We start from the raw sequence: 21,354 nt of genomic DNA, 5'->3' as shown, positions 1-21,354 counted from the left end.
TAGCCGGCCCGCTGCCCGGGCCATGTCGCAAGCAATGTTGGGAGAGATTCATGACGATGACGGTAGGCGATTTCCTTTTGCAACGACTCGACGAATGGGGTGTGAACCGCATCTACGGCTACCCCGGCGACGGCATCAACGGCATCCTGGCCGCCATGCGGCGCCAGGACCGCATCGACTTCGTCCAGACCCGCCACGAGGAAATGGCCGCCTTCATGGCCTGCGCCCACGCCAAGTACACGGACGAGGTCGGCGTCTGCATGGCCACCTCGGGCCCGGGCGCGATCCACCTGCTGAATGGCCTGTATGACGCCAAGCTCGACCACCAGCCGGTGGTCGCCATCGTCGGCCAGCAAAAGCGTGCCTCGCTCGGCGGCCACTTCCAGCAGGAAGTCGACCTGGTCACCCTGTTCAAGGACGTGGCCGGCGCCTTCGTGCAGATGGCCACCACTGCCGGGCAGATCCGCCACCTGGTCGACCGCGCCTTCCGCATTGCACGCACCGAGCGCTGCGTCACCTGCATCATCATCCCGTCGGATTTGCAGGACGAAGACGCCGTTACCCAGCCGCCGCGCGAGCACGGCAGCATTGTCACGGGGATCGGCAGCATGGCGCGCGCCGGGGTGCCGCCGCAAACGGCATTGCAGCAGGCGGCCGATATCCTGAACGCCGGCAAGAAGGTGGCCATCCTGGCCGGCGCCGGCGCCCATGGGGCGGGCGACGAACTGGTCGAGGTGGCGCAGCTGCTGGGGGCGGGCATCGCCAAGGCCCTGCTCGGCAAGATGGTCGTGCCCGACGAGCTGCCGTTCGTGACCGGCTCGATCGGCATCATCGGTACCCAGGCCAGTTTCGACATGATGAACGAATGCGATACCTTGCTGATGGTCGGCTCGAGCTTCCCGTATTCGGAATTCCTGCCCGAGGAAGGCCAGGCGCGCGGCGTGCAGATCGACATCGACGGCAAGATGCTCAGCTTGCGCTACCCGATGGAGAGCAACCTGATCGGCGACGCCAAGGCCAGTTTGCAGGCCCTGGTCCCGCTCCTGCAGCGCAAGGGAGACCGCAGCTGGCAGGAGCGCATCGAGGAGAATGTGCGCAAGAGCTGGCAGCTGCTGGAACAAAAGGCGATGCTGGAAACACCCGAGCTGAACCCCCAGCGCGCCTTCTGGGAGCTGTCGCAGCGCCTGCCCGACGACGCCATCCTGGCCGGCGACTCGGGTTCCTCGACCTCGTGGTATGCGCTGGACATCCGCGCCCGCAAGGGGATGCTGGGGTCGCTGTCGGGCGGGCTGGCCACGATGGGCTCGGCGGTGCCGTATGCATTCGCCGCCAAGATGGCCTATCCCGAACGCCTGGTGGTGGCGCTGGTGGGCGACGGCGCCATGCAGATGAACGGCATGAACGGCCTGATCACGATTGCCCGCACCTGGCAGGAGTGGCGCGACCCGCGCCTGATCGTGCTGGTGCTGAACAACCGCGACCTGAACTTCGTCACCTGGGAGCAGCGCGGCATGGCGGGCGAGCCGAAGTTCGAGACTTCGCAGCAACTACCCGACGTGGCCTATGCCGACTATGCACGCCTGCTCGGGCTCGACGGCGCGCGCGTGGAACGTCCGGACCAGCTCGGCCCGGCCCTGGATGCGGCGTTTTCCGCCAATAAGCCCTTCGTGCTCGACATCGTCAGCGAGGCGAATATCCCGCCTTTGCCACCCCACATTACCCGTTCCCAGGCAAGGCAATACTACGAGGCCATCGAAAAAGGCGAGCCGGAAGCCGATGCCGTTCGCCGCGCGCTTGCTCAACAGGGGTTGACGGAGCAATAATGCGGATGTGCTGGCTTATTGTTATCGCTTTTCGCCGATGCGTGTAAAGACGCGACGCTGAACATGTGAACCGACTGGCGCCTGGCGGCTATGCAGGCGCTTTCCCCCGTTCCGATGATGACCGTATCCCGTGCTCCCGCGCATGCTGTTGCATGCACGGGCGGCCAGGGTGCGCATGCGTACAACACGAGTTGGCAAACGACAGCAGGTCTGCAGGGAAGCGAAGAGGGCACGCCAGCCACGGCGGCTGCCTTCCGGAAGGAGACGACAATGCATAACAGGAGAACACGTAGTGAGTATTTTTAGGACGAAGAACCTCGATACCATGGTGGCGGACGCCCGCACCCCAGGCGGGCTGAAGAAGGTCCTCGGACCGATGGACCTGATCCTGATGGGTATCGGGGCAATTGTCGGCACGGGCATCTTTGTGCTGACCGGTACCGGCGCAGTCACGGCCGGCCCGGCGCTGAGCCTTTCCTTCATCATCGCCGCGATCGCCTGCGGCTTTGCCGCGCTCTGTTATGCCGAGTTCGCTTCCAGCGTGCCGGTGGCCGGCTCGATCTACACCTATTCCTATGTGACCCTGGGCGAGATCGTCGCCTGGATGATCGGCTGGGACCTGCTGCTCGAATACGGCCTGGCGACTTCGACCGTTGCGGTCGGCTGGTCGGGTTATTTCCAGTCGCTGCTGAAAGGCATCGGCATCGTGCTGCCGGAAGCCTTGCGCGCCGCCCCCGGAGCGATTCCCGGCGTGAACACCCTGTTCAACCTGCCGGCCTTCCTGATCATGCTGGTCCTGACCTTCATGCTCTCGCTCGGCGTGCGCGAATCGGCGCGCGTGAACAACATCATGGTGCTGATCAAGACCGGCGTCGTGCTGCTGTTCATCTTCGTTGGCGTCAGCTACGTGAAGCCGGACAACTGGCAGCCCTTCATGCCGTTCGGCATGGGTAGCGTGATGAGCGCCGCCGCACTGGTGTTCTTCGCCTTCATCGGCTTCGACGCGGTGACCTCGGCGGCGGAAGAAGTCAAGAACCCGGCCAAGGATTTGCCGATCGGTATCATCGGTTCGCTGGTCATCTGCACCATCCTGTACGTGGTGGTCGCCGCCATCATGACCGGCATCGTCCCCTACATGAACTTCAAGGGCGTCGATCACCCGGTCTCGCTGGCGCTGCAGTACGCCGGCCAGGACTGGGTTGCCGGCTTCGTCGACCTGGCCGCCATCCTCGGCATGAGCACCGTGATCCTGGTCATGGCCTACGGCCAGACCCGCATCCTGTACGCCATGTCGCGCGATGGCCTGCTGCCGAAGAAACTGTCGGAAGTGCACCCGAAATACGGCACCCCGTACTTCGCCACCTGGATGGTCGGCATCATCTTCGGCCTGATCGCCGCCGTCGTGCCGCTGGGCGTGCTGGCCGAACTGGTCAACATCGGCACCCTGGCCGCTTTCTCGCTGGTGTCGCTGGCCGTCATCATCCTGCGCAAGAAGCGTCCGGACCTGCACCGCGCCTTCCGCTGCCCGGGCGTGCCTGTCGTGCCGGCCCTGGCCATCATCTTCTGCGTGGCCCTGATGTCCTTCCTCAGCTGGCATACCTGGGTGGCGTTTGCCGTCTGGCTGCTGCTGGGCCTGATCGTTTACTTCGGCTACGCCCGCCAGCGTTCGCTGCTGAACAACACCAAGGCTTGATCACCCCAGGCTGAAACGAAAACGGCGCCCGTCAATAAAGACGGGCGCCGTTTTACTTTGTAAACTCCGATGAACGATTCGGACGCGCTCAGGCCGCAGCGGCAATCTCGCCCAGCTCGGCCAGCGTGGCCGTACTGACGCCGGCCTCGCGCATTTGCGCGATCGCGCGTTCGCCATCCTGCGGCTGGACGTTCACGGCGCGCATCGCTTCGGGCAGGATCACGGTGTCGAAACCTTCGGTGCGGGCGTCGAGCGCCGTGTTCAGCACGCAGTAGTCGGTGGCCAGGCCGCACACGAACACGCGGGTCACGCCGTGCTGGCGCAGGTGGTCGGCCAGCGCGGTGCCGTTGAAGGCGGAATAGGCGTCGGCGTCGGCGCTGTCGGCTTTCGAGATGATCACCGTGTCGGCCGGCAGCGCCAGTTCGTCGGAAAACGCCGCGCCGCGGGTCTCGGCCACGCAGTGCGGAGGCCAGGGGCCACCGCGTTCGGCAAACGAAATATGGTTTTCCGGATGCCAGTCGCGCGAGGCATACACCGGCAGGCCGAGCGCGGCAAACCTGGCCATCGCCTCGTTGACCGGCGCCAGCACCTGGTCGCCCTCGGGCACGCCCAGGCTGCCGCCGGGCAGGAAATCGTATTGCATGTCGATGACGAGCAAGGCGTCGCTGTCTTGCAGACGGATCGGATTCATAAAAGCAGGCCTCCTGTTAAATACACATCAAGCGCACAGGGTAGCACGGCAGGCAAGGGGCTGTGCCTGCCGTTGGCTGAATGTTATACTGTATATGAATACAGTATTTCTGAGCCTCACCATGACAAAGTTCGCCCCCATCGACCTCGGCCCCGCCCACCTTGACACCGACACCGACGCGCCGGCAAGCGGCCCCAGCGGCCGGCTCGGCGTCAAGATGTTCCGGGTTGCGGACGACCCGATCACCGAAGCGCAAACCGACATCGAGATCGCGCGCGAGTTCATCGCCAATGGCGAGCTCACCCCGGCTTCGATCGCCAATTCCCAGAAAGAGTTGTTCCGCTTCCTCACCTGGTGCCGCGAAGAAGCGAAAAAGACCCTGTCCCAGCTGAACGTGGCCGACCTGAACGCCTACAAGGATTTCCTGCGCAACCCGCCGCCGGACTGGATCTCGACCACCAAATGGCCGCGCCGCGACCCGCGCTACCGTCCGTTCACCGGGCCGCTGTCCGACCCGAGCCGGCGCCAGGCCATGATCGCAGTCAAGGGCCTGCTCGCCTTTGCCGAGCAAACCGGCTACCTGCGCCGCAATCCCGGCGCCCTGGTGCGCAACGTACGCACGCCGATCGCCAGCCGCATCACACGCTACCTCACGCCGCAAGCCATCGCGCTGGCCCTGGACACGGTCACTAACCGCCTGGCCGATTCGCCGGCCGCCGAGCGCAGGCGCGAGCGCGACCGTTTCCTGCTGGTCGCGTTCGCCCATACCGGGGCGCGCCTGAACGAGATCGTCAGCGCCAACATGGGCGCCATCTATGCCGAAGGCGCGGGGCGCTGGTGGATCGACGTACTCGGCAAGGGCAACAAGCCGCGCCGCCTGCCGGTGCCCGACGACATGCTGGCCGCCTTCCGGCGCTACCGCGAAGCCTATGGCTTGCCGCCGCAGACGGCGCGCGTCGACCGCACGCCCCTGGTGCTGTCGAGCCGCAGCCGCGAAATCACGCGCCTGAGCGACGAAGCGGCGTCGGAGGCACTGAAAGGCATCTTTGCCGAAGCCGCCGCGCGCGCCGCCCGCGACGGCGACAGCGACACCGCCGCCACCTTGCGTCATGCCTCCGCGCACTGGCTGCGCCACAGCATGCTGACCAACCACGCCAACAACGGCGTGCAACTCAAAACCCTGCAGGACACCGCCGGCCACGCCAACATTGCCACCACCGCGGCCTACCTGCACAAGACCGACAACGAGCGCCACGACGAGATCATTGCTTCGGTCACCGGCAGCGGACGCGGCTGACAGGCCCGGCCGCACCATCGGCGTCATACCGCAAGCCAATCTGGGCCCGGATCTCGTCCAGCACGCCCATCCCGGCCAGCGTCTCCGCGTGGGTCATCAGGGAATGCTCCGGCAACCCTGCGCGCAGGGCATCGCCGGCGGCCATCGCCTCGTGCACATAGCCGTTGCCCAAAAAAGGCGTGGCGACGCGGCGCGTGCTGCCGTCGGCTGCCGTAACGCTGATCGCGCGCGCCATGTGGAACATGCTCTCCATCCGGATGCTGCCGAGTTCGCCTGAGATGCTGAGCTCGCACGGCGTGCGGGCGCGCAGCGAGCAGTTCGAGACCGACATGGTTCCGCCCCGGTGCAGCATCGTGAATCCGGTGCCGAGGTCGACGCCGGTTGGCCCCATGCTAGCCTGCGCGCGCACGCTTTCTACCGGCCCCAGCAGCGCCATGGCGATCGACAGCGGGTAGATGCCGAGGTCGAGCAGCGCGCCGCCGCCCAGCTCGCGCCGGTTGACCCGGTGTGCAGGGTCGCGCGTGGCGGCAAAGCCGAAATCGGCCTGCACCAGGGCGACTTCGCCAATCTCTCCCGCGTCGACAATGCGCCGCACCTCGGCCAGGGCCGGCATGAAGCGCGTCCACATCGCTTCCATCAGGAACAGTCCACGGCTACGCGCCAGGGCGACAACGGCCTCGGCCTCGCGCAGGTTCATGGCGAATGGCTTCTCGCACAGCACCGGCTTGCCGGCTTCGAGCGCAAGCAGGGCATTCTGCGCATGCACCGTGTGCGGCGTGGCCACGTACACGATGTCGACCTCGGGCATGGTCACCAGCGCTTCGTAGGACTGGCAGGCCGCTATGCCGGAGTCGCCTGCGAATCCGCCCGCGAACTCGTCTGCAAATGCGTGGGCGGATGCGAAGGTCCGCGAGCCGACCGCCACCAGCCGTGCATCCGGCGTGTCGCGCAATGCCTGGGCAAAGGCGCGCGCGATGCCGCCCGTGCCCAGGATGCCCCAACGTATGGTCCTTGCCATGTCCTCTCCGTGTCGAAGTCCTACAGTGCGCCGTTCACGCGGAGATAGTCCTGCAAGGCGCGCACCACCAGCGCATGGTCCTCGCCGCCGTCCGCCTTGACCCGGGCATGCATGTAGCAGGAGCTGTGCCCGGTGCGGTTCACGAGGTTGCTCTTGCGCCGGATCCAGTCCGCATGGTCGGGCGCCGTGCCGTCCATGCCGTGGGCAAACAGCAGCATGCCGTTGCGCCGGATCTCGACCGCTACCGCCTTGCCGTCGGCGCGCGCCAGTTCTACCAGCTTCAACCCGATGTCGAGCGCCGCCGCGCTGCCAAAGCTGTCGAACTGCAATTGGTCTTCCTGGCGCTGCAGCTGCGCCAGGCTGTAGTCGGTCGAATTCATGGACGGGTCTCCAGGTTTCACATCATCTCAGGGTGGACAGGGCGCCGAGCACGTACACCAGTGGCGCGTTCCAGTTGATCGCCACTTCGTTGCTGGCATAGCTGCAGGCATGGTCGAGGTAAGACAGGGCCGGCAAGCTGCCCGGATACGGCAGGCATTCGGCCCGGTCCTGCTGCAGCGGGTTCGGCCCGCCCGCCACGAAGCCCGGCACCGGCGCCGCCACCGCATCGCCCAGCGAGGGGCGGTGGTGCGGGTGTTGCGGCGTGCGCGCTCCGAAACCGGTGACAAACGACAGGCCGAGCGGATTGCGGCCGAGCACGAAGTCGAGATTCGACTGGGCGGCGTCGAGGTAGTCGCGCTTGCCGTTCAGGCGGTAGGCCTGGAGCAGCATCATGGCCTGGTTCAGCACCACCGCATTGCTGCCCCAGACGAAATCGGCGCCCTTCATGGCCACCCGGTAGCCGGAGGCACGCCACTCGGCGGCCAGGCGCGCCGCCAGGCCATCGACGCGGCTGGCGATCAGTGCGCGGTCGGCGCTTGGGCCCAGGCGCTCCCGGTGATGGGCCAGCGACATCCAGGCCAGGCCGCGCACGTCGTCCCAGGCCGGCACCGTGGCCGACACGGTTTCCGGCGCCAGCGCCGTGTAATAGCTGTCCTCCCCGGTGGTGATGTAGAGCTCGGCGGCCGCCCAGGCGAACTCGTCGTCCAGGCGGGCGTCGCCGTATTCCCCGGTCAGCACGTCGGGCGGATTCTTGAACGGCAGCGCCGGATGCTTCTGGGCCCAGGCCCAGGCGCGTTCGGCCGCCGCCAGGGTGCGCGCCGCCAGGCCCGGCCAGCGCTGCTCATGGCCCGCCAGTACGCGGCTGGCCGTGGCCATGGTCGCCGCAAAGCCGAGCGCCGCCGCCGTGCTTTTCGCCACCACGTAGCGCGGCTCGCGCATCGCCTGGTGCGGCAGCACCATGGCGTCGAAGCGCAGGTTGGTCAGCTTGTGGTAGACGCCGCCATCTTCCGGGTCCTGCATGGCCAGCATCCAGTCCAGGTTCCACATGGCCTCGTCGAGAATGTCGGGCACGGCGTCGCCGGATTCGGGGATATCGGTGTCCAGCCGCGCGAACCATTGCGGGAAGTGTTCATACGCAGCCAGCAAGGTATAGGTGGAAATGGCCGAACTGGCGATGTATTTGTTGTAGTCGCCGGCGTCGTACCAGCCGCGCGCAGCGGCGATGGCGGTGCCCGCCGGGCGCGTGCTGGAGGCCGCCGATGCGTGCACCAGCACCCAATCGTCGGGATGGCCGGCCGGGCGCGCATAGGGTCCGGCATGGCGCGCCGCCAGGGCGGTGCCGCTGCGGTTGAAGTAAAACGCCTTCAGCGCGGCGCCGTCGAGCGCGCGGTAGGCTTCGGCGCCGACCGTGAATACGTCGGATTCCGGCTGGCCGGCCACGCGCAGGCGGTAGCGGCCGGGCGTGCGCAGGGCGGAGAAATCGGCGACCCGCACCGTGTCGTTCGCCGGCGCCCAGCTTGTGGGGCGGCCGAGCTGGCCTTGCAGGACAACCCGCGCGTTGTCGGCGGACACCACGTCAAACGAGGCGCCGGCGCCAGGCGCGGCCGGGACCAGGGCCAGCTTGCTGGCCTGGGGCAAATAGCCGATCTGGTTGAGCTTGATGCGCGGCGCCGGGCCGGCCGCGGCGGCGCTGCCGGCCAGCAGCAAGCCCAGGGTCGAGCCCAAGCCCAAGCCCAAGCTCAGGCGAAAGCGCATGGACAGCGCCCTCATGCCGGCACCGCCTTGCCGACCGCTTGGCCGTTCCCCGCGGCGCCCGGCGCTCCCATCCCGTCGTCGTGGTAGAACGGCGCGAACCAGGTCGCCAGGAAGGAGGGGATGGTCGCCACCATCACGAACACGAAGTAATGCACATAGCCCAGCCACTCCTGCAGGTGGCCGCTAACGACGCCCGTCACCAGCCCGCACAGTCCCATTACGCCGGTACCGAAGGCGTAGTGGGTGGTCGTGTACTTGCCCGGCGCCAGCTGCTGCATCAGATAGATCATGAAGCCGACCGCGCCGAAGCCGAAGAAGAATTTCTCGATCACGACGCCGGCCGTGATCACGAGCAGCGAGCTGGGCAGATAAATGCTCATCAGCAGGAAGGTCAGGTTCGGAATGTTCACCGCGCAGCAGAGCACGAACAGGGTCGCCTTCAGCCCGCGCCGCGCCACATACCAGCCCCCTAACAGCGAGCCGACCAGCACCGCAGCCAGGCCATACGTGCCGTAGACCAAGCCCAGCATTTCGTTGGACAGCCCAAGTCCGCCCTTGCTCATCGGGTCGACCATGAAGAAGGGACCGATCTTTTCCAAAAAGCCTATGCTCAGGCGGAACAGGAAGGCAAAGGCCAGCATGCGCCAGATGCCGCGCTTCTGGAACAGGGTGACAAAGGCGTCGAACAGGATGCGCCCGGCATCGCGCACGTTGGCCGGGGTGTCGGCGGCGCGCGCGCCGTCGGGCATGCTACGCGCATGCCAGGCGGCCATGGCCAGCACCACGCCACCGACGAGCAGGAAGATCAGGCGCCAGGCCTCGATCCACTCCGGGCCGAAGCGCGCCGGGTCGTGCCCGAACACGTGGGTATGCAGGTAGCCGCTCAGGTAGACCATGCCGCCGGCAGCCACGATCGGCCCGACGTTCCACGACAGGCTCTGCAGCCCGCAATACAGCGACTGGGTACGGGTGTCGAGCGAGGTCACGTAGACGCCGTCGCTGGCAATGTCCTGGGTCGCGCCGATGAACGACAGCGCAAAGAACAGCGCCATCAGCAGCGTCATGTAGCCGGGCAGCGCCATTGCCAGCGCCACGCCGGCGAACCCGGCGCCGATCAGCGCCTGGGCCCAGAGCACAAAGAATTTCTTGGTGCGGTACATCTCGACGAAGGGCGCGAACAGCGGCTTGATGGTGTAAGCCAGGATCAGCAGGCTCGAATACTGGGCGGCCTTGCCGTTGTCCATGCCCAGGTTCTTGAACATGATGGCGGTGACGCTGGTCAGCATCACGTAGCCCAGGGCCATGGTGAAATAGCCGCTCGGCACCCAGAGCAGCGGCGAACGGGGGCGCTCAGCAATGGACATGTGCGCGCTCCTCTTGCGGGGCCGCTGCCGCTGCAGTCACCGGCGCCGGCGCCTGCGCCGCTTCCTCGCCCAAGTGGCCGGCCAGCATGCGCGCCGCGCCCAGCAATGCCGGGCAGGGCGCCGTGATCAGGAAGGTCGGGATCGCCGCCGTAAACGCGCTGAAGCGGCCCTTGCTCTCGAAGCGGGCGCGAAACGGCGATTGCGCGAACCAGGCGCCCAGGCGCGGCACCACGCCGCCGCCAATATAGATGCCGCCGCGCGCACCGAGGGTGACTGCCAGGTTCGCCGCCACCGTGCCCAGCATGCCCGCGAAGCACTCGAGCGTCTCCAGGCACAGGGCATCGCCCCCATCCAGCGCGCGCGCCACAATCTCGGAAGGGTCCAGGGTCTCGAACACCAGCCCCTGCTGCGCCGCCAGGGCTTCGCGCACCAGCACCAGGCCCGGCCCGGACACCAGGCGCTCGGCCGACACGTGTGCATAGCGCTGCCAGCAATGGCGCAGCACCGCCAGCTCGCGCTCGTCTGCGGGAGAAAACGCCACGTGGCCGCCTTCGCTGTGCAGCGGCGTCCAGCCGCCGCCCGGCGCCGGCACCAGGCCCGACACCCCCAAGCCGGTGCCGGCGCCGACCAGCCCGATGGCGCAGCCGGCCCGCGGCGCGCCACCGCCGATCTGCACCAGGTCTTCTTGCGGCAAGACCGGCAACGACATGGCCAGCGCCGTAAAATCGTTCACCACCAGCATGGTCGACAGCCCGAGCTCGCGCGCCGCGCGCGCCGTCGAGAAGGCCCAGCCGTGGTTGGTCATGCGCACGGCGTCGCCGTCGACCGGATTGGCGATGGCGATCGCCGCGTGCCGCACCCGGATGCCGGCGCCGGCCAGGTAGGCCGCCGCGGCGTCCTCGAAGCGCGGATAGTCGGCACAGGCCAGGGTGCGCACGGCGCCGATCTGGCCGGGCGCGCGTTCCAGCGCAAAGCGCGCATTGGTGCCGCCGATGTCGGCCAGCAGGCGCGGGCCATCCAGGTGAAAGGGGGTGTGCGGGGCGGGATGCATGGAAGTCTCCTCGGTTCAGCGCGCGCCGTGCGCCAGGAAATCGCGGTACCAGCGCGCGCTGTCCTTCAGCGTGCGGCGCTGGGTCTGGTAGTCGACATGGACGATGCCGAAGCGCTTGGCGTAGCCCGAATTCCACTCGAAGTTGTCCAGCAAGCTCCACAGGAAATAACCGCGCACGTCGACGCCTTCGCACATGGCGCGGTGCAGGGCTGCCAGGTGGGCCTGGACGAAGGCGATGCGCTCGGGGTCGCGCACGCTGCCGTTTTCGACCGCATCGGCGCGCGCCATGCCGTTTTCAGTGATGTAGAGCGGCGGCAGCGGGTACTCGGCCTTCAGCTTCAGCAAGAGTTCCGGCAAGCCTTCCGGATAGATCTCCCAATCCATGTCCGTGGTGCCCAGCGGGGCGGGAGCGGGGCGGGGCGGATCCTCGGCGCTGCACCAGGCGCGGAAGTAGTAATTACAGCCGAGGAAGTCGAGCGGCTGGGCGATGATGTCGAAGTCGCCCGCCTGCACCTGGGGCGCATCTGCGCCGTAACCCTGCAGGGCCAGTTCCGGGTAGCGCTTCTTGAAGATCGGATCCATGAACCATTGCACCGAGCGCGCGTACTCCCATTCGGCCAGGGCGCGGTCTGCCTCGGAATCGGTGGCCGGGTCGGCCGTCCACTGGTTGAGCACGATGCCCAGGCGCGCCGAGCCGGGGGCGGCGCGCATCGCCTGCATCGCCAGGCCGTGCGAGACCAGCAGGTGGTGCGACACCTGCACGCTCTGCTTCAGGTCGGCCACGCCCGGCGCGAACTGGGCATTGCCGTAGCCGAGATTGGCCGTGCACCAGGGCTCGTTGTGGGTGGCGATTGCCGCGATGCGGTCGCCGAAGCGGCGCTTGACCTCGTAGGCATAGTCGGCGAAGCGGTGCGCGGTGTCGCGGTTCAGCCAGCCGCCTTCGTCCTGCAGAGCCTGGGGCAAGTCCCAGTGGTACAGCGTCATGTGGGCGTCGATGCGCTTTTCGGCGAGCGCGTCGAGCAGGCGGTCGTAGAAGCCGAAGCCGGCCTCGTTCCAGGCGCCCTTGCCGCAGGGCTGCACGCGCGGCCAGGCCATCGAGAAACGGTAGGCATCCACATTCAGGTCGGACAGCAGGTCCACGTCTTCGCGGTAGCGGTGGTAATGGTCGCAGGCGACCTTGCCGTCGCTGCCGTCCTTGATGGCGCCGGGGCGGGTGCAGAAGCTGTCCCAGATCGACGGCCCCTTGCCGTCGGCGCTGGACGCGCCCTCGATCTGGAAGGCGCTGGTGGCGGTGCCCCAGACGAAGTCGCCCGGGAACTGTCGGGCAGATACTGAAATCGGTTTCATGCGCTTACTCTTCGTTATGCTCTTCGGTTTGCTTGAAGTGTGCGCCGCCCTGGCCGGTGAGCGGCCAAGGCGGTGCGGCGGTACGGGAATGCCGGCCTTGCCTAGAAATCGAAGCCGGTATTCAGGCCGATCGTGCGCGGTGGCTTGTACTGGGCCAGCCAGGGGCCGAAGCCGTTGAAGGCGCTGGTCTTGATGCGCTTGTCGTTGACGTTGCGGACCCAGGCGTCGATCCACCAGCCGCGGCCATTCTGGTAGCGCAGGCCGACGTCGGCCGTAGTGTAGGCGTCCTGGCGGTCTTCCGGCCCCAGGTTGAACACGCTCAGCTCGGCATCGGTCTCGTAGTGGGCCGTGATGCGCGGCGACAGGGTGCCGTCGCTGCCGATATGGAAGTTGTGCTGGTACTGCACCGTGGTCGAGAAGCGCGGCGCGTGCGGCATCTTGTTGCCGGTGACGTCGACGCAGGTTTCGATCGTGGTGTCGACCGTGCAGCGCGGCAGCGCGTAGTCGTTGGAACCGGCCACCAGGCGCCCGAGCTTGGCGTCGAGCAGGGCCAGCGTGACCTGCAGGCGCCCGTTGTCGCCGATGCGCGCCGCGATCTCGCTTTCGAATCCCTTGACCTTGGCGCCTTCGGCATTCTCGATCGCCAGGCCGCGGCCGCCGTCCGAGAAGTTCACCGGCGAATTGAACTGGAAGTCCTTGAAGTCCGAATAGAACAGCGCGTTGTTGATGCGCAGGCCGCCGTTCAGGAAAGTGCTCTTGGTGCCGATCTCATAGTTGGTCAGCGTTTCCGGCTGGTAGGGCAGCCCGCGGTCCTGCACGCCGCCCGACTTGTAGCCGGTGGCCACGCTGGCGTAGACCATGTTGTTGCGGTCGATGTCGAGGTTCGCACGCAGCAGGCCGGTGACCTTGCTGCCCTTGAACACGCCGTCGTTGCCCGGCACGCCGGCGACGAAACCCTGGCCCGGCACGCTGGGGTCGATCGACGGGTTCAGCGGAATCACCGCCAGGCCGGGGCCACCGACCCAGTTGAAGGCGCGGCCGCCCACGTTCTCGCGGCGGTCGTGGGTGTAGCGCACGCCGGCGGTCAGGTGCAGGGCGGGGTTGACGTTCCACGTGGCCTGGCCGAAGGCGGCCTTCGATTCCACCGTCTCCTCGGGCTGGATGAAGGAACCCTGCCAGTTCACGGTGCCGTCCTGGGTGCCGGCAAATGCCGGGATGTCGAAGCGGATGTCGTTCTTCTCGGCCGCGTAATACAGGCCAGCCTGCCAGTCGACGGTCTTGCTGCCGAGCGATTGCAGCTCCAGTTCGTGGCTGTGGCTGCGGTAGTTCGAGTCGACCGTCGTGTGCTCCTGCCAGACGCCGCCCGAGCGGATGCTGGTCGGCAGCACCGAGCCGCCGTCCTGGTCGAAGCGCATCGAACCGCGGTATTTCGAGAAGCCGGCAATGTAGTGGAAGGCGAGGTCGGGGTTCAGGTCCCAGCTGACGCGGCTGCGGATGTTGTGGCTGTCGCGGTCGATCCAGGGCGCGCTGTCGCTCAGCGTCGACCAGTGCTTCTGGCCCGGGCGCGGGTTCTGCATCAGGTTCGCGCTCGGCGTGCCGCGGTCGGCGAAGTTTTCGTAGGCGATGTTCCAGCGCAGGTCGGGATTGATCTGCCACAGCAGGCTGACGCGGGCGGCGGTCTGGTTCTGGGCGCTGTATTTCTGGTTGCCGACCACGTAGTTGTTCGGGTTGATCGGGCGGAAGGCGGCCAGGTTGCCGCCCGCCGCAACGAAGGCGGCCTGCTGGTCGGCCAGCGGCACGCCCGGGAATTTCTGGTAATCGACATAGCCGTCGTGCTGCTCGTGCACGATCGCGAAGCGCAGGGCTGCGTTATCGGACAGCGGCACGTTGAAGGCGCCGCGCGCCCCGTAGCGCTTGTAGTCGCCGATGCCGCCTTCGACATAGCCGGAGCGGCTGTTCAGGGTCGGCTTCACGGTCTGGATGTTCACCGCGCCGACCGTCGAGTTGCGGCCCCACAGGGTACCTTGCGGACCACGCAGCACCTCGATGCCCTCGACGTCGAACAGCAGGGCGGTCGCGCCCTCGGCACGTGGCGAATACACGTTGTCGACGAACGAGGCGACTTCCGGGTCGGCGTACTGGGTCTTGGCGCTGTCGTTGCCGATGCCGCGCAGGGTCATGGTGGTGACGCCGTGGTCGCCCTGGGCGGTAGCCTGGAAGCCCGGCACCAGGGCCACCACGTCGAGCATGGTCTGGACGTGGTTGTCGGCAAGGGTGGCGGCGGAGAGCGCGGTGACGGCGACCGGGGTCTTTTGCAGCGAGGTATTGCGCTTGGTTGCCGTGATGCGCACTTCGGGAATGACGTTGCTGTCGGCCGCGGTGGCGTTGGCAGCAGCCTGGGCCGGCACCGCGGCGGCGGCGTTTGCCTCCGGTGTCTGGTTGGCGGGAGCGGTCTGGGCGTGGGCGCTGGCGATACCGGCCAGCAGGGTCAGGATGGCGAGCTGGATCTGGGCGTTGGCGTGCCGCCCGCGTTGCGGTGCAAGGGTTTCCATGGTTGTCTCCAAATTGGAATTATTGATTTGCGCGTCTGCCGGCAGCTTTTATAAGAAATCGATTTCATCCGCCGTGAAAACGATTTCATGCTACATTTGGAGTTATTCGAAAGTCAAACAAAATTTGCAACAGTGTTGCGAGCCGTGTTTTCGCGGCTCGGACAGGGGTAGCATGAAAGCGTTTCATGGACGCGGCCAGCCGGCCGTATGCAAGAGCTGGCCGCCAACAGGCGTTGTAAAAAGGAAAAAAACCCGCGTGTTACACTTCAGTCAACCAGCCGGCGACGGCGCCACGATGCCTACACGATGAAGAACGACGACAGCAGTACCGCTACCCTGTACGAAGTCGCGAGTGCCGCAGGCGTGTCGCCGGCGACGGTGTCGCGCTTCCTGAACGGCACGGCCAAGGTGTCCGACGACAAGCGCAAGACCATCGAGCGCGTCATCGAGGAACTGAACTACAAGCCGAACCGCCTCGCTCAAAGTCTGAAAATGGGCAGCACGCGCACCATCGGCGTCCTGACCCAGTCGCTCGAGAGCGGCTACTTCAGCCAGGCCATGATCGGCATCGAGGATGCGGTCAAGGCGTCGGGCTATGCGCTTCTCATCATGAGCGGCCACTGGCACGCCGACGAGGAAGCCGAACGCGTCGAGCTCCTGATCGGGCGCCGCGTGGACGGCGTCGCCATCCTCACCGGCAAGCTCAGCGACGAGCAGATAGTCGGCTATTCCCAGCGCGTGCCGATCGTCGCCTTCGGCCGCCAGCTCGAAGGCGAGCGCCTGATGAGCCTACGCCTCGACAACTACCAGGGCGCCTGCGACGCGGTCGAGCACCTGGTAGAGCAGGGGCACCGCCGCATTGCCTTCATCACCGGCCCCGAGGACCACGAGGATGCGCGCGCGCGCCTGGCCGGCTACCTCGACACCCTGGCGCGCCACAAGATCGCGGCCGATCCGGCGCTGGTCGTGCCGGGCGATTTCCAGGAATCGGGCGGGCTGCTGGCCGTGAACCAGTTGCTGGCCGCGAAGCAGAGCTTTACGGCAATCTTTGCCAGTAATGACCTGAGCGCCTATGGGGCGAGGCTGGCTCTGTACCGGCGCAGCATCAGGGTGCCGGACGACATCTCGATCGTCGGTTTCGACGACCTGCACAGCTCGATGTACACGACGCCGCCCCTGACCACGGTGCGGCAGCCGCTGTATGAAGTGGGGAAGGGCATCGGGCGCATGATGCTCGCGATGCTGGGGCAGAAGCAGGTGGAAGTCGAGGCGCCGCAGCTGGGCTTGATGGTGAGGGAGTCGGTGCGCAGGATTGCGTAGGGCGGAGCGGGAGGTGGGTGCTGGGACGTGTAGGTCCTGGTCTGACGGTTTGCGCTTTGCGAGTGGGAGCGAAGCATCGCCTTGTGTAGCGGAGCGTTGACGGAGTACTGCGTCAGCGTGAACGAGCACCGTGTTAGGGAATGCTGTTTCGACACGGATTTCAGCTTCGCACCCCGGGGTCTGACTCTGCGTTAGGTCGGCACTGACTTCTTGCCGGCGTCGCGCTGACTACCGACCAACAGTTTTGAATTTCGTTCGAACGCACGCGAAAAGCGCGTATTTAGCACCCGATATGCAACTCGACATTACGCAAAATATTGTCGAGTTTGTTTCGTTTGCCGTTGTGGTCTGGCAGGCGAGGTAGTTTTCTGGACGTTCTCGCTCGTACTGATACGAGGCTATCGCCCACCCATGGATAATCACGGTTTCACTTGGCCGACCGGAAATCAATGTACAACGATGCCATTCACGATGTGCTTTATACACTCCATAAGGTACATCCCATTTCTGATGAGGCGCTCAGTAATGATTTTGAACGGAGATGCAAGCGTATCAGCGCCTGCTTGCGATGGGTCCTTGCGGCCTGTTTTGTAGCGATACTACTGATGTCTGCCTGGCCGCTTTTGCCATGGGCAGCACCGATTTTCCCGTTCAAGGCTGTGAACTGTCTCATGCTATTACTCGTCTTTAGCGGTGCATCCTATATTGTTGTCGATGCATGGCCCATGGCCAGAGACTTGAGCCGATTTGATACCCATGCCTACCAGCAGCGACAGCTTGTCGCCGCCCACGACCTCGCCAACGCCGCGACACTGGCACACTTCACGCTGCCAGGACTGACATTGACCGAAAAATGGCTCGGACTGAGGATAGAACGTTCCCGACTAAGGCTCGGTATCTTGCTCGGAGGTTCGGACAAGTTCGCGGTCCTTGCCGTAATCTCCGGCGCTTGGGCCATCTGGCACAATCTTCCCTCCGGTAGCAGCTTGATCGAACAGTCCTTGTACTGGTCGCTGGGAGCATTCATTGGCGCTTCGGGATTTGGCGGCATTCTGGCAAACGCGTCGATAGCACGCATGGCCTATCAACGGGACATCCTGTCGCTGGCTATCTGCCAGCACTCGCAGGTGGCAGGCGCTTCGTTGTAAGAATAATGGCCGATAATTCCGGAAGCGAACCCCGGCAAATCCCGCTGGAATGATCCAGGCTCGAGTCGGCCCCGTCAGGTAAAGGGGCTGTGGCGAACAGCTGCGGACTAGTCCTACACTGGGGTAGAGACGTCCATTTGGTCCAGTATCGACAGCGTATTTAACATAATATAGATTATGCGCACACCGTATCTACGTTATCGTCCTTGGAGGGTTCGATCCTCCGCCCTGAGAACCCGCCAGGTTTTGCCTTGTTTCGGTTAGCACAGGTGCCATGGCATGCTCGCGCTTCGGTTTGGCTGGGCGCTATCAAGTCTTGATCGACCCTACTTTTGCGGACTCGCCTGCTCGACCTCGTTCGAGCTTGCCTGGCAAACGGTCGCCGCCGGCTGCGCCCGGATGGAATGACGCTCCGCTTGTTCGCACCGACGTTCGTTCGTGCGCCTGTCGACTCCACCGTGTCGCGTCCCGATCAGCTGCAACGACACGTTGCGCGTTGCCTGAGGAGGATTGCGCACAGCATGTCTTCGCTCGTGAGCCAAAGCATCTACGCACCCATGGACTCCGAGGCGTCTGGTCACTCGTCTTTCGGGCCTGGCCAAGTGCGCCCGGCGGGGTCGGTCTCGCTGTCATAGCCTGGTTCACATGTCGGCGAACCTGCTTTAACTGTCCGTCGAGGCCGGCCTTCGCTGCGGCAAATACGCCATGTCGCATAGCCTCGTACCGACGTACGACATCTTCCCATCACGAACGCAAACTTTCCGCTTTTTCAGCCGTCGGGCAGCCCGGGATACTGCTGTCACTTGCTCCTCGACGCCGCGCCAATGATGGCCGGCCACCGCCCGGGCACCGTCCTCCTACCCGGCGCGGCGCCCTCGCCTTCATTCGCATCGCGCGCGCCGGCTGCCCATGCCCGTCATGAGCAGACGAAGGCTGATCCAATCTCGCACGGGCATTCGTTGCCGGGATACTGCTCGATTCGTAGTCCCAGCATGCATCACTGGCGCCCGCCAGCATCTACCCCCCCCATCACTCAAATTCATCAATTCAAGCTAGAACTGAGCACCAGAAATATCCTGCAAGCACCTAACAAAGCAAGAATCGTCAATTCGTTGTTTTTTGGCGAAGAAGAACACAACCGTGTTTACTTCGCGGGTTGTGTGGTTTTTAATGAGAATTGCCACTTAGCAATTGAAAAAATGATGACTGAACTAACAACGAAGAACGTACTTGATATTAACTACCACCGCGCCGACCGCCTGATGATGGGCATCCTGTGGGGCCTGTTCGGCATCGCGTTGGTATTGTCGTCCATGCACAACACGCTGCGCTGGGCGCTGTTGATCGGCTTGCCCGGCGCCGCCATACCCAGCATTCTCCTGCTGCTCGGCGGTGGCAGCCGGGTCGCGCGTGCATCGGTCGGCGTTGCCTTCATGGTGTTCTGCGGCCTGCACATCCACCAGGCGCTCGGGCGTACCGAAGCCCACTTCGGTATCTTCGTACTGCTCGCCTTCCTGCTTTGTTACCGCGACTGGGCGATCATCGTCGTGGCGGCTGCGACCGTCGCCCTGCACCACCTGAGCTTCAATTATCTGCAGGCGCTTGGTTTTCCAACCTATTGCCTGACCCAGTCCGGCCTGCCGACCGTGCTCGTCCACGCGGCCTATGTCGTCGCCGAAGCGAGCGTGCTCTGCTATCTTGCCCTGGTCCTGAAGCGCGAGGCGGTCCAGGCGGCGGAACTGCACATTGCCGTGCGCGCCATGACGGCGGAGCCAGGGAAGATCGACCTGCGCGCAGACCAGCTGCCGCAAACGACCGACAGTGCCAAGGCCCTCGCCAGGGTGGTCGCCCGGATTCGCCACGCCATGGAGAACGTCAAGCATAGCGCGGGTGAAACCGCAGCGGCATCGACGCTGATCGCAACCGGAAGCGTCGCCTTGTCCGACGAGACGACCCAGCAAAGCAAGGCTATTCATCAAGCCATGCGGTCGATGTCGGACCTGACGCTCACCATCGAGCAAAATGCCGAACACGCGCACAAGGCCGATACCCTGGCGAGCGAAGCCGCCGTTGTCGCTGCCCGGGGCGGCGAGGTCGTGCACCAGGTGGTGACGACGATGAATGCCATCGATACCGCGTCACGCAAGATCGTCGAGATCACGAGCGTGATCGACGGGATCGCCTTCCAGACCAATCTGCTGGCGCTGAATGCCGCGGTCGAAGCCGCCCGGGCCGGAGAACAGGGTCGCGGCTTTGCGGTCGTGGCAGGCGAAGTCCGCAGCCTCGCGCAGCGCGCAGCCGGTGCGGCCAAGGAAATCAAGGCGCTGATCGAGGATTCGGTCAGGCAGGTCCAGGCCGGCGGCGAGCTGGTGCACCAGGCCGGTACCACGATCGGCGCCGTCGTCACCAGCGTGCAGGAAGTATCCGGCATCATTGCCGACATCAGTACCGCAAGCACTGCCCAGGCCATCGAGGTATCGAGCATCGGACGGGCCATCGAGCAGATGGAAGGCGCGAGCCGCAACAGCGCGCAACGCGTCGGCAAGGCGGCCGATGCCGCCATCGGGCTGCAGTCGCAGGCCGATGAACTGGCCCGTGCGGTGGACATCTTCCGCGTGGAGTCTTCCGTCCCAGCCGATCGTCACAGTCCAGGCACGACGCGGTTGCGCCAGGATCCGCCGGCGCGGGATCCACGTTTCCAGATCGCGGCATAGGCGCCGGCACCCCCCGGGACATCACGGCCGCAGCGGCACGCTCCTGCAAGCTCATTTCGCGCGCCGCTTCACCGCGTAGCCGTACTGCAGCGGCCAGTCCGGCTCTTCCTCGAACGCGTGCTGCGCCTTCAGCGCCCAGTACGGTTCGCGCAGCAGTTCGCGCCCCAGCAAGACCAGGTCGGCATCGCCGCCGGTAACGATGTCGTCGGCCTCTTTCGGGTCCGTGATCAATCCGACGGTGCCGGTCGCGATGCCGGCGTCGTCCCGGATGCGGCGGCTGCATGGCACCTGGTAGCGCTTGGCCACGGGAATGCGCGCGGTTGGCAGGTTGCCGCCGGTGGACACGTCGACGAGATCGACGCCCAGGTCCTTCAGGCGCCGGCACAGTTCCACCGACTGCTCGATGTCCCAGCCGCCGGCCGCCCAGTCGGTGGCGGAGATGCGCACGAACAGCGGCAGCCCGGCGGGAACGACGGCGCGCACGCGCTCGGTCACGCGCAGCACGAAACGCATCCGGTTCTCCAGGCTGCCGCCGTAGCTGTCGGCGCGCTGGTTACTGTGCGGCGACAGGAACTGGTGCAGCAGGTAGCCGTGGGCGGCGTGGATCTCGATCACCTTGAAGCCGGCCGCCAGGGCGCGCCGCGCGGCCGATTCGAAGGCGTCGACAATGCGGTCGATGCCGGCTTCGTCGAGGGCGATCGGGATCGGGTCGTCCGGATGGAAGGGTATCGGACTGGGCGCCACCACCGGCCAGCCGCCCTCGTCGAGCGTGGTCAGCGTGGCGCCGCCCGTCCAGGGTGCGGCGGTGCTCGCCTTGCGGCCGGCGTGCGCGAGCTGGATGCCGGCCACGGCGCCCTGGCTGTGCACGAAGCGGGCGATGCGCGCCAGGGGTTCGGCGTGCTCGTCGCTCCAGATGCCCAGGTCGCCCGGGGTGATGCGGCCGTCCGGGGTGACGCCGGTGGCCTCGACGATTACCAGCCCGGTGCCGCCCACGGCCCGGCTGCCCAGGTGCACCAGGTGCCAGTCGTTGGCCATGCCGTCCTCGGCCGAATACTGACACATCGGCGCCATCGCAATGCGGTTGCGCAGGGTGAGGCTGCGCAGGGTCAGTGGACTGAGCAGGTCGACTTCCGGCACTTCCTGGTCGTGGGCGGCGCCGGCCATTGCGCCGTGTGCGCCCGGCTGCGGCGCCTGGGCGAC

The 21,354-nt window shown here is 65.7% G+C and carries 15 protein-coding genes; 6 read left to right on the top strand and 9 right to left on the bottom strand.

Going from position 1 to position 21,354, the window contains the following annotated elements:
* The first annotated feature begins 50 nt into the window (after positions 1-50).
* Both QWL29_RS06920 and bcaP read left to right on the top strand, forming a co-directional pair.
* On the top strand, positions 51-1,823 hold the full coding sequence (locus tag QWL29_RS06920; RefSeq protein ID WP_305822149.1) for a thiamine pyrophosphate-requiring protein: 1,773 nt from the start codon (positions 51-53) through the stop codon (positions 1,821-1,823).
* A 292-nt stretch (positions 1,824-2,115) separates the two neighbouring features.
* Positions 2,116-3,516 (top strand): branched-chain amino acid transporter BcaP, encoded by a 1,401-nt coding sequence (gene bcaP / locus QWL29_RS06915; RefSeq protein ID WP_305822148.1) that lies wholly within the window; start codon positions 2,116-2,118, stop codon positions 3,514-3,516.
* Positions 3,517-3,604: 88 nt separating this feature from the next.
* Here bcaP and QWL29_RS06910 read toward each other — a convergent pair whose 3' ends face one another.
* Positions 3,605-4,207 (bottom strand): nicotinamidase, encoded by a 603-nt coding sequence (locus tag QWL29_RS06910; RefSeq protein WP_305822147.1) that lies wholly within the window; start codon positions 4,205-4,207, stop codon positions 3,605-3,607.
* 121 nt (positions 4,208-4,328) lie between these two features.
* Here QWL29_RS06910 and QWL29_RS06905 point away from each other — a divergent pair, with 121 nt between their 5' ends.
* On the top strand, positions 4,329-5,504 hold the full coding sequence (locus QWL29_RS06905) for a tyrosine-type recombinase/integrase (protein WP_305822146.1): 1,176 nt from the start codon (positions 4,329-4,331) through the stop codon (positions 5,502-5,504).
* Here QWL29_RS06905 and QWL29_RS06900 read toward each other — a convergent pair.
* The 7 genes from QWL29_RS06900 to QWL29_RS06870 form a co-directional block, all read right to left on the bottom strand.
* Positions 5,482-6,522, bottom strand: coding sequence for a Gfo/Idh/MocA family protein (locus QWL29_RS06900; protein WP_305822145.1), 1,041 nt, complete (start codon positions 6,520-6,522; stop codon positions 5,482-5,484). The genes QWL29_RS06905 and QWL29_RS06900 overlap by 23 nt on opposite strands.
* A gap of 20 nt (positions 6,523-6,542) precedes the next feature.
* Positions 6,543-6,902 (bottom strand): heme-binding protein, encoded by a 360-nt coding sequence (locus QWL29_RS06895; protein WP_305822144.1) that lies wholly within the window; start codon positions 6,900-6,902, stop codon positions 6,543-6,545.
* Between the two features lie 22 nt (positions 6,903-6,924).
* On the bottom strand, positions 6,925-8,673 hold the full coding sequence (locus tag QWL29_RS06890; RefSeq protein ID WP_305822143.1) for a glycoside hydrolase family 9 protein: 1,749 nt from the start codon (positions 8,671-8,673) through the stop codon (positions 6,925-6,927).
* Entirely contained in the window at positions 8,670-10,022 is a 1,353-nt protein-coding gene (locus tag QWL29_RS06885; RefSeq protein WP_305822142.1) for an MFS transporter, read from the bottom strand. Before QWL29_RS06885 ends, QWL29_RS06890 begins: the two co-directional genes overlap by 4 nt.
* The gene (locus tag QWL29_RS06880; RefSeq protein WP_305822141.1) at positions 10,009-11,073 is read right to left on the bottom strand and encodes a glucokinase; all 1,065 of its coding nucleotides are present in this window, start codon (positions 11,071-11,073) and stop codon (positions 10,009-10,011) included. The genes QWL29_RS06885 and QWL29_RS06880 overlap by 14 nt, the downstream gene beginning before the upstream one ends.
* Before the next feature lie 15 nt (positions 11,074-11,088).
* The gene (locus QWL29_RS06875) at positions 11,089-12,420 is read right to left on the bottom strand and encodes a GH1 family beta-glucosidase (RefSeq protein ID WP_305822140.1); all 1,332 of its coding nucleotides are present in this window, start codon (positions 12,418-12,420) and stop codon (positions 11,089-11,091) included.
* A gap of 101 nt (positions 12,421-12,521) precedes the next feature.
* A complete protein-coding gene (locus QWL29_RS06870) occupies positions 12,522-14,972 on the bottom strand; it encodes a TonB-dependent receptor (protein WP_305822139.1) in 2,451 nt (816 codons plus the stop codon).
* A gap of 306 nt (positions 14,973-15,278) precedes the next feature.
* Here QWL29_RS06870 and QWL29_RS06865 point away from each other — a divergent pair, with 306 nt between their 5' ends.
* The 3 genes from QWL29_RS06865 to QWL29_RS06855 all read left to right on the top strand — a co-directional run bounded on the left by QWL29_RS06865 (position 15,279) and on the right by QWL29_RS06855 (position 20,154).
* Entirely contained in the window at positions 15,279-16,292 is a 1,014-nt protein-coding gene (locus QWL29_RS06865; RefSeq protein WP_305822138.1) for a LacI family DNA-binding transcriptional regulator, read from the top strand.
* Between the two features lie 449 nt (positions 16,293-16,741).
* The gene (locus QWL29_RS06860) at positions 16,742-17,440 is read left to right on the top strand and encodes a hypothetical protein (RefSeq protein WP_305822137.1); all 699 of its coding nucleotides are present in this window, start codon (positions 16,742-16,744) and stop codon (positions 17,438-17,440) included.
* 1,199 nt (positions 17,441-18,639) lie between these two features.
* Positions 18,640-20,154, top strand: a complete 1,515-nt coding sequence (locus QWL29_RS06855) for a methyl-accepting chemotaxis protein (RefSeq protein ID WP_305822136.1) — start codon at positions 18,640-18,642, stop codon at positions 20,152-20,154.
* 51 nt (positions 20,155-20,205) lie between these two features.
* Here the strand turns inward: QWL29_RS06855 and QWL29_RS06850 are convergent, their stop codons facing one another.
* Positions 20,206-21,318, bottom strand: coding sequence for an NADH:flavin oxidoreductase/NADH oxidase (locus QWL29_RS06850; protein ID WP_305822212.1), 1,113 nt, complete (start codon positions 21,316-21,318; stop codon positions 20,206-20,208).
* Positions 21,319-21,354 lie beyond the last annotated feature (36 nt).

It is taken from the genome of Massilia brevitalea (assembly GCF_030711405.1).
Classification (GTDB): domain Bacteria; phylum Pseudomonadota; class Gammaproteobacteria; order Burkholderiales; family Burkholderiaceae_D; genus Telluria; species Telluria brevitalea.
The sequence above is the reverse complement of the archived record's forward strand: the minus strand, read 5'-3'. Positions and strand labels throughout refer to the sequence as shown.

Coding starts and splice junctions, on each gene's coding strand:
- QWL29_RS06920 (WP_305822149.1), top strand. CDS start 51: ATGACGATGACGGTAGGCGATTTCCTTTTGCAACGACTCGACGAATGG.
- QWL29_RS06885 (WP_305822142.1), bottom strand. CDS start 10,022: ATGTCCATTGCTGAGCGCCCCCGTTCGCCGCTGCTCTGGGTGCCGAGC.
- QWL29_RS06870 (WP_305822139.1), bottom strand. CDS start 14,972: ATGGAAACCCTTGCACCGCAACGCGGGCGGCACGCCAACGCCCAGATC.
- QWL29_RS06855 (WP_305822136.1), top strand. CDS start 18,640: ATGATGACTGAACTAACAACGAAGAACGTACTTGATATTAACTACCAC.
- QWL29_RS06850 (WP_305822212.1), bottom strand. CDS start 21,318: ATGGCCGGCGCCGCCCACGACCAGGAAGTGCCGGAAGTCGACCTGCTC.
- QWL29_RS06905 (WP_305822146.1), top strand. CDS start 4,329: ATGACAAAGTTCGCCCCCATCGACCTCGGCCCCGCCCACCTTGACACC.
- QWL29_RS06875 (WP_305822140.1), bottom strand. CDS start 12,420: ATGAAACCGATTTCAGTATCTGCCCGACAGTTCCCGGGCGACTTCGTC.
- QWL29_RS06860 (WP_305822137.1), top strand. CDS start 16,742: ATGTACAACGATGCCATTCACGATGTGCTTTATACACTCCATAAGGTA.
- QWL29_RS06895 (WP_305822144.1), bottom strand. CDS start 6,902: ATGAATTCGACCGACTACAGCCTGGCGCAGCTGCAGCGCCAGGAAGAC.
- QWL29_RS06900 (WP_305822145.1), bottom strand. CDS start 6,522: ATGGCAAGGACCATACGTTGGGGCATCCTGGGCACGGGCGGCATCGCG.
- QWL29_RS06910 (WP_305822147.1), bottom strand. CDS start 4,207: ATGAATCCGATCCGTCTGCAAGACAGCGACGCCTTGCTCGTCATCGAC.
- QWL29_RS06865 (WP_305822138.1), top strand. CDS start 15,279: ATGAAGAACGACGACAGCAGTACCGCTACCCTGTACGAAGTCGCGAGT.
- QWL29_RS06890 (WP_305822143.1), bottom strand. CDS start 8,673: ATGAGGGCGCTGTCCATGCGCTTTCGCCTGAGCTTGGGCTTGGGCTTG.
- QWL29_RS06880 (WP_305822141.1), bottom strand. CDS start 11,073: ATGCATCCCGCCCCGCACACCCCCTTTCACCTGGATGGCCCGCGCCTG.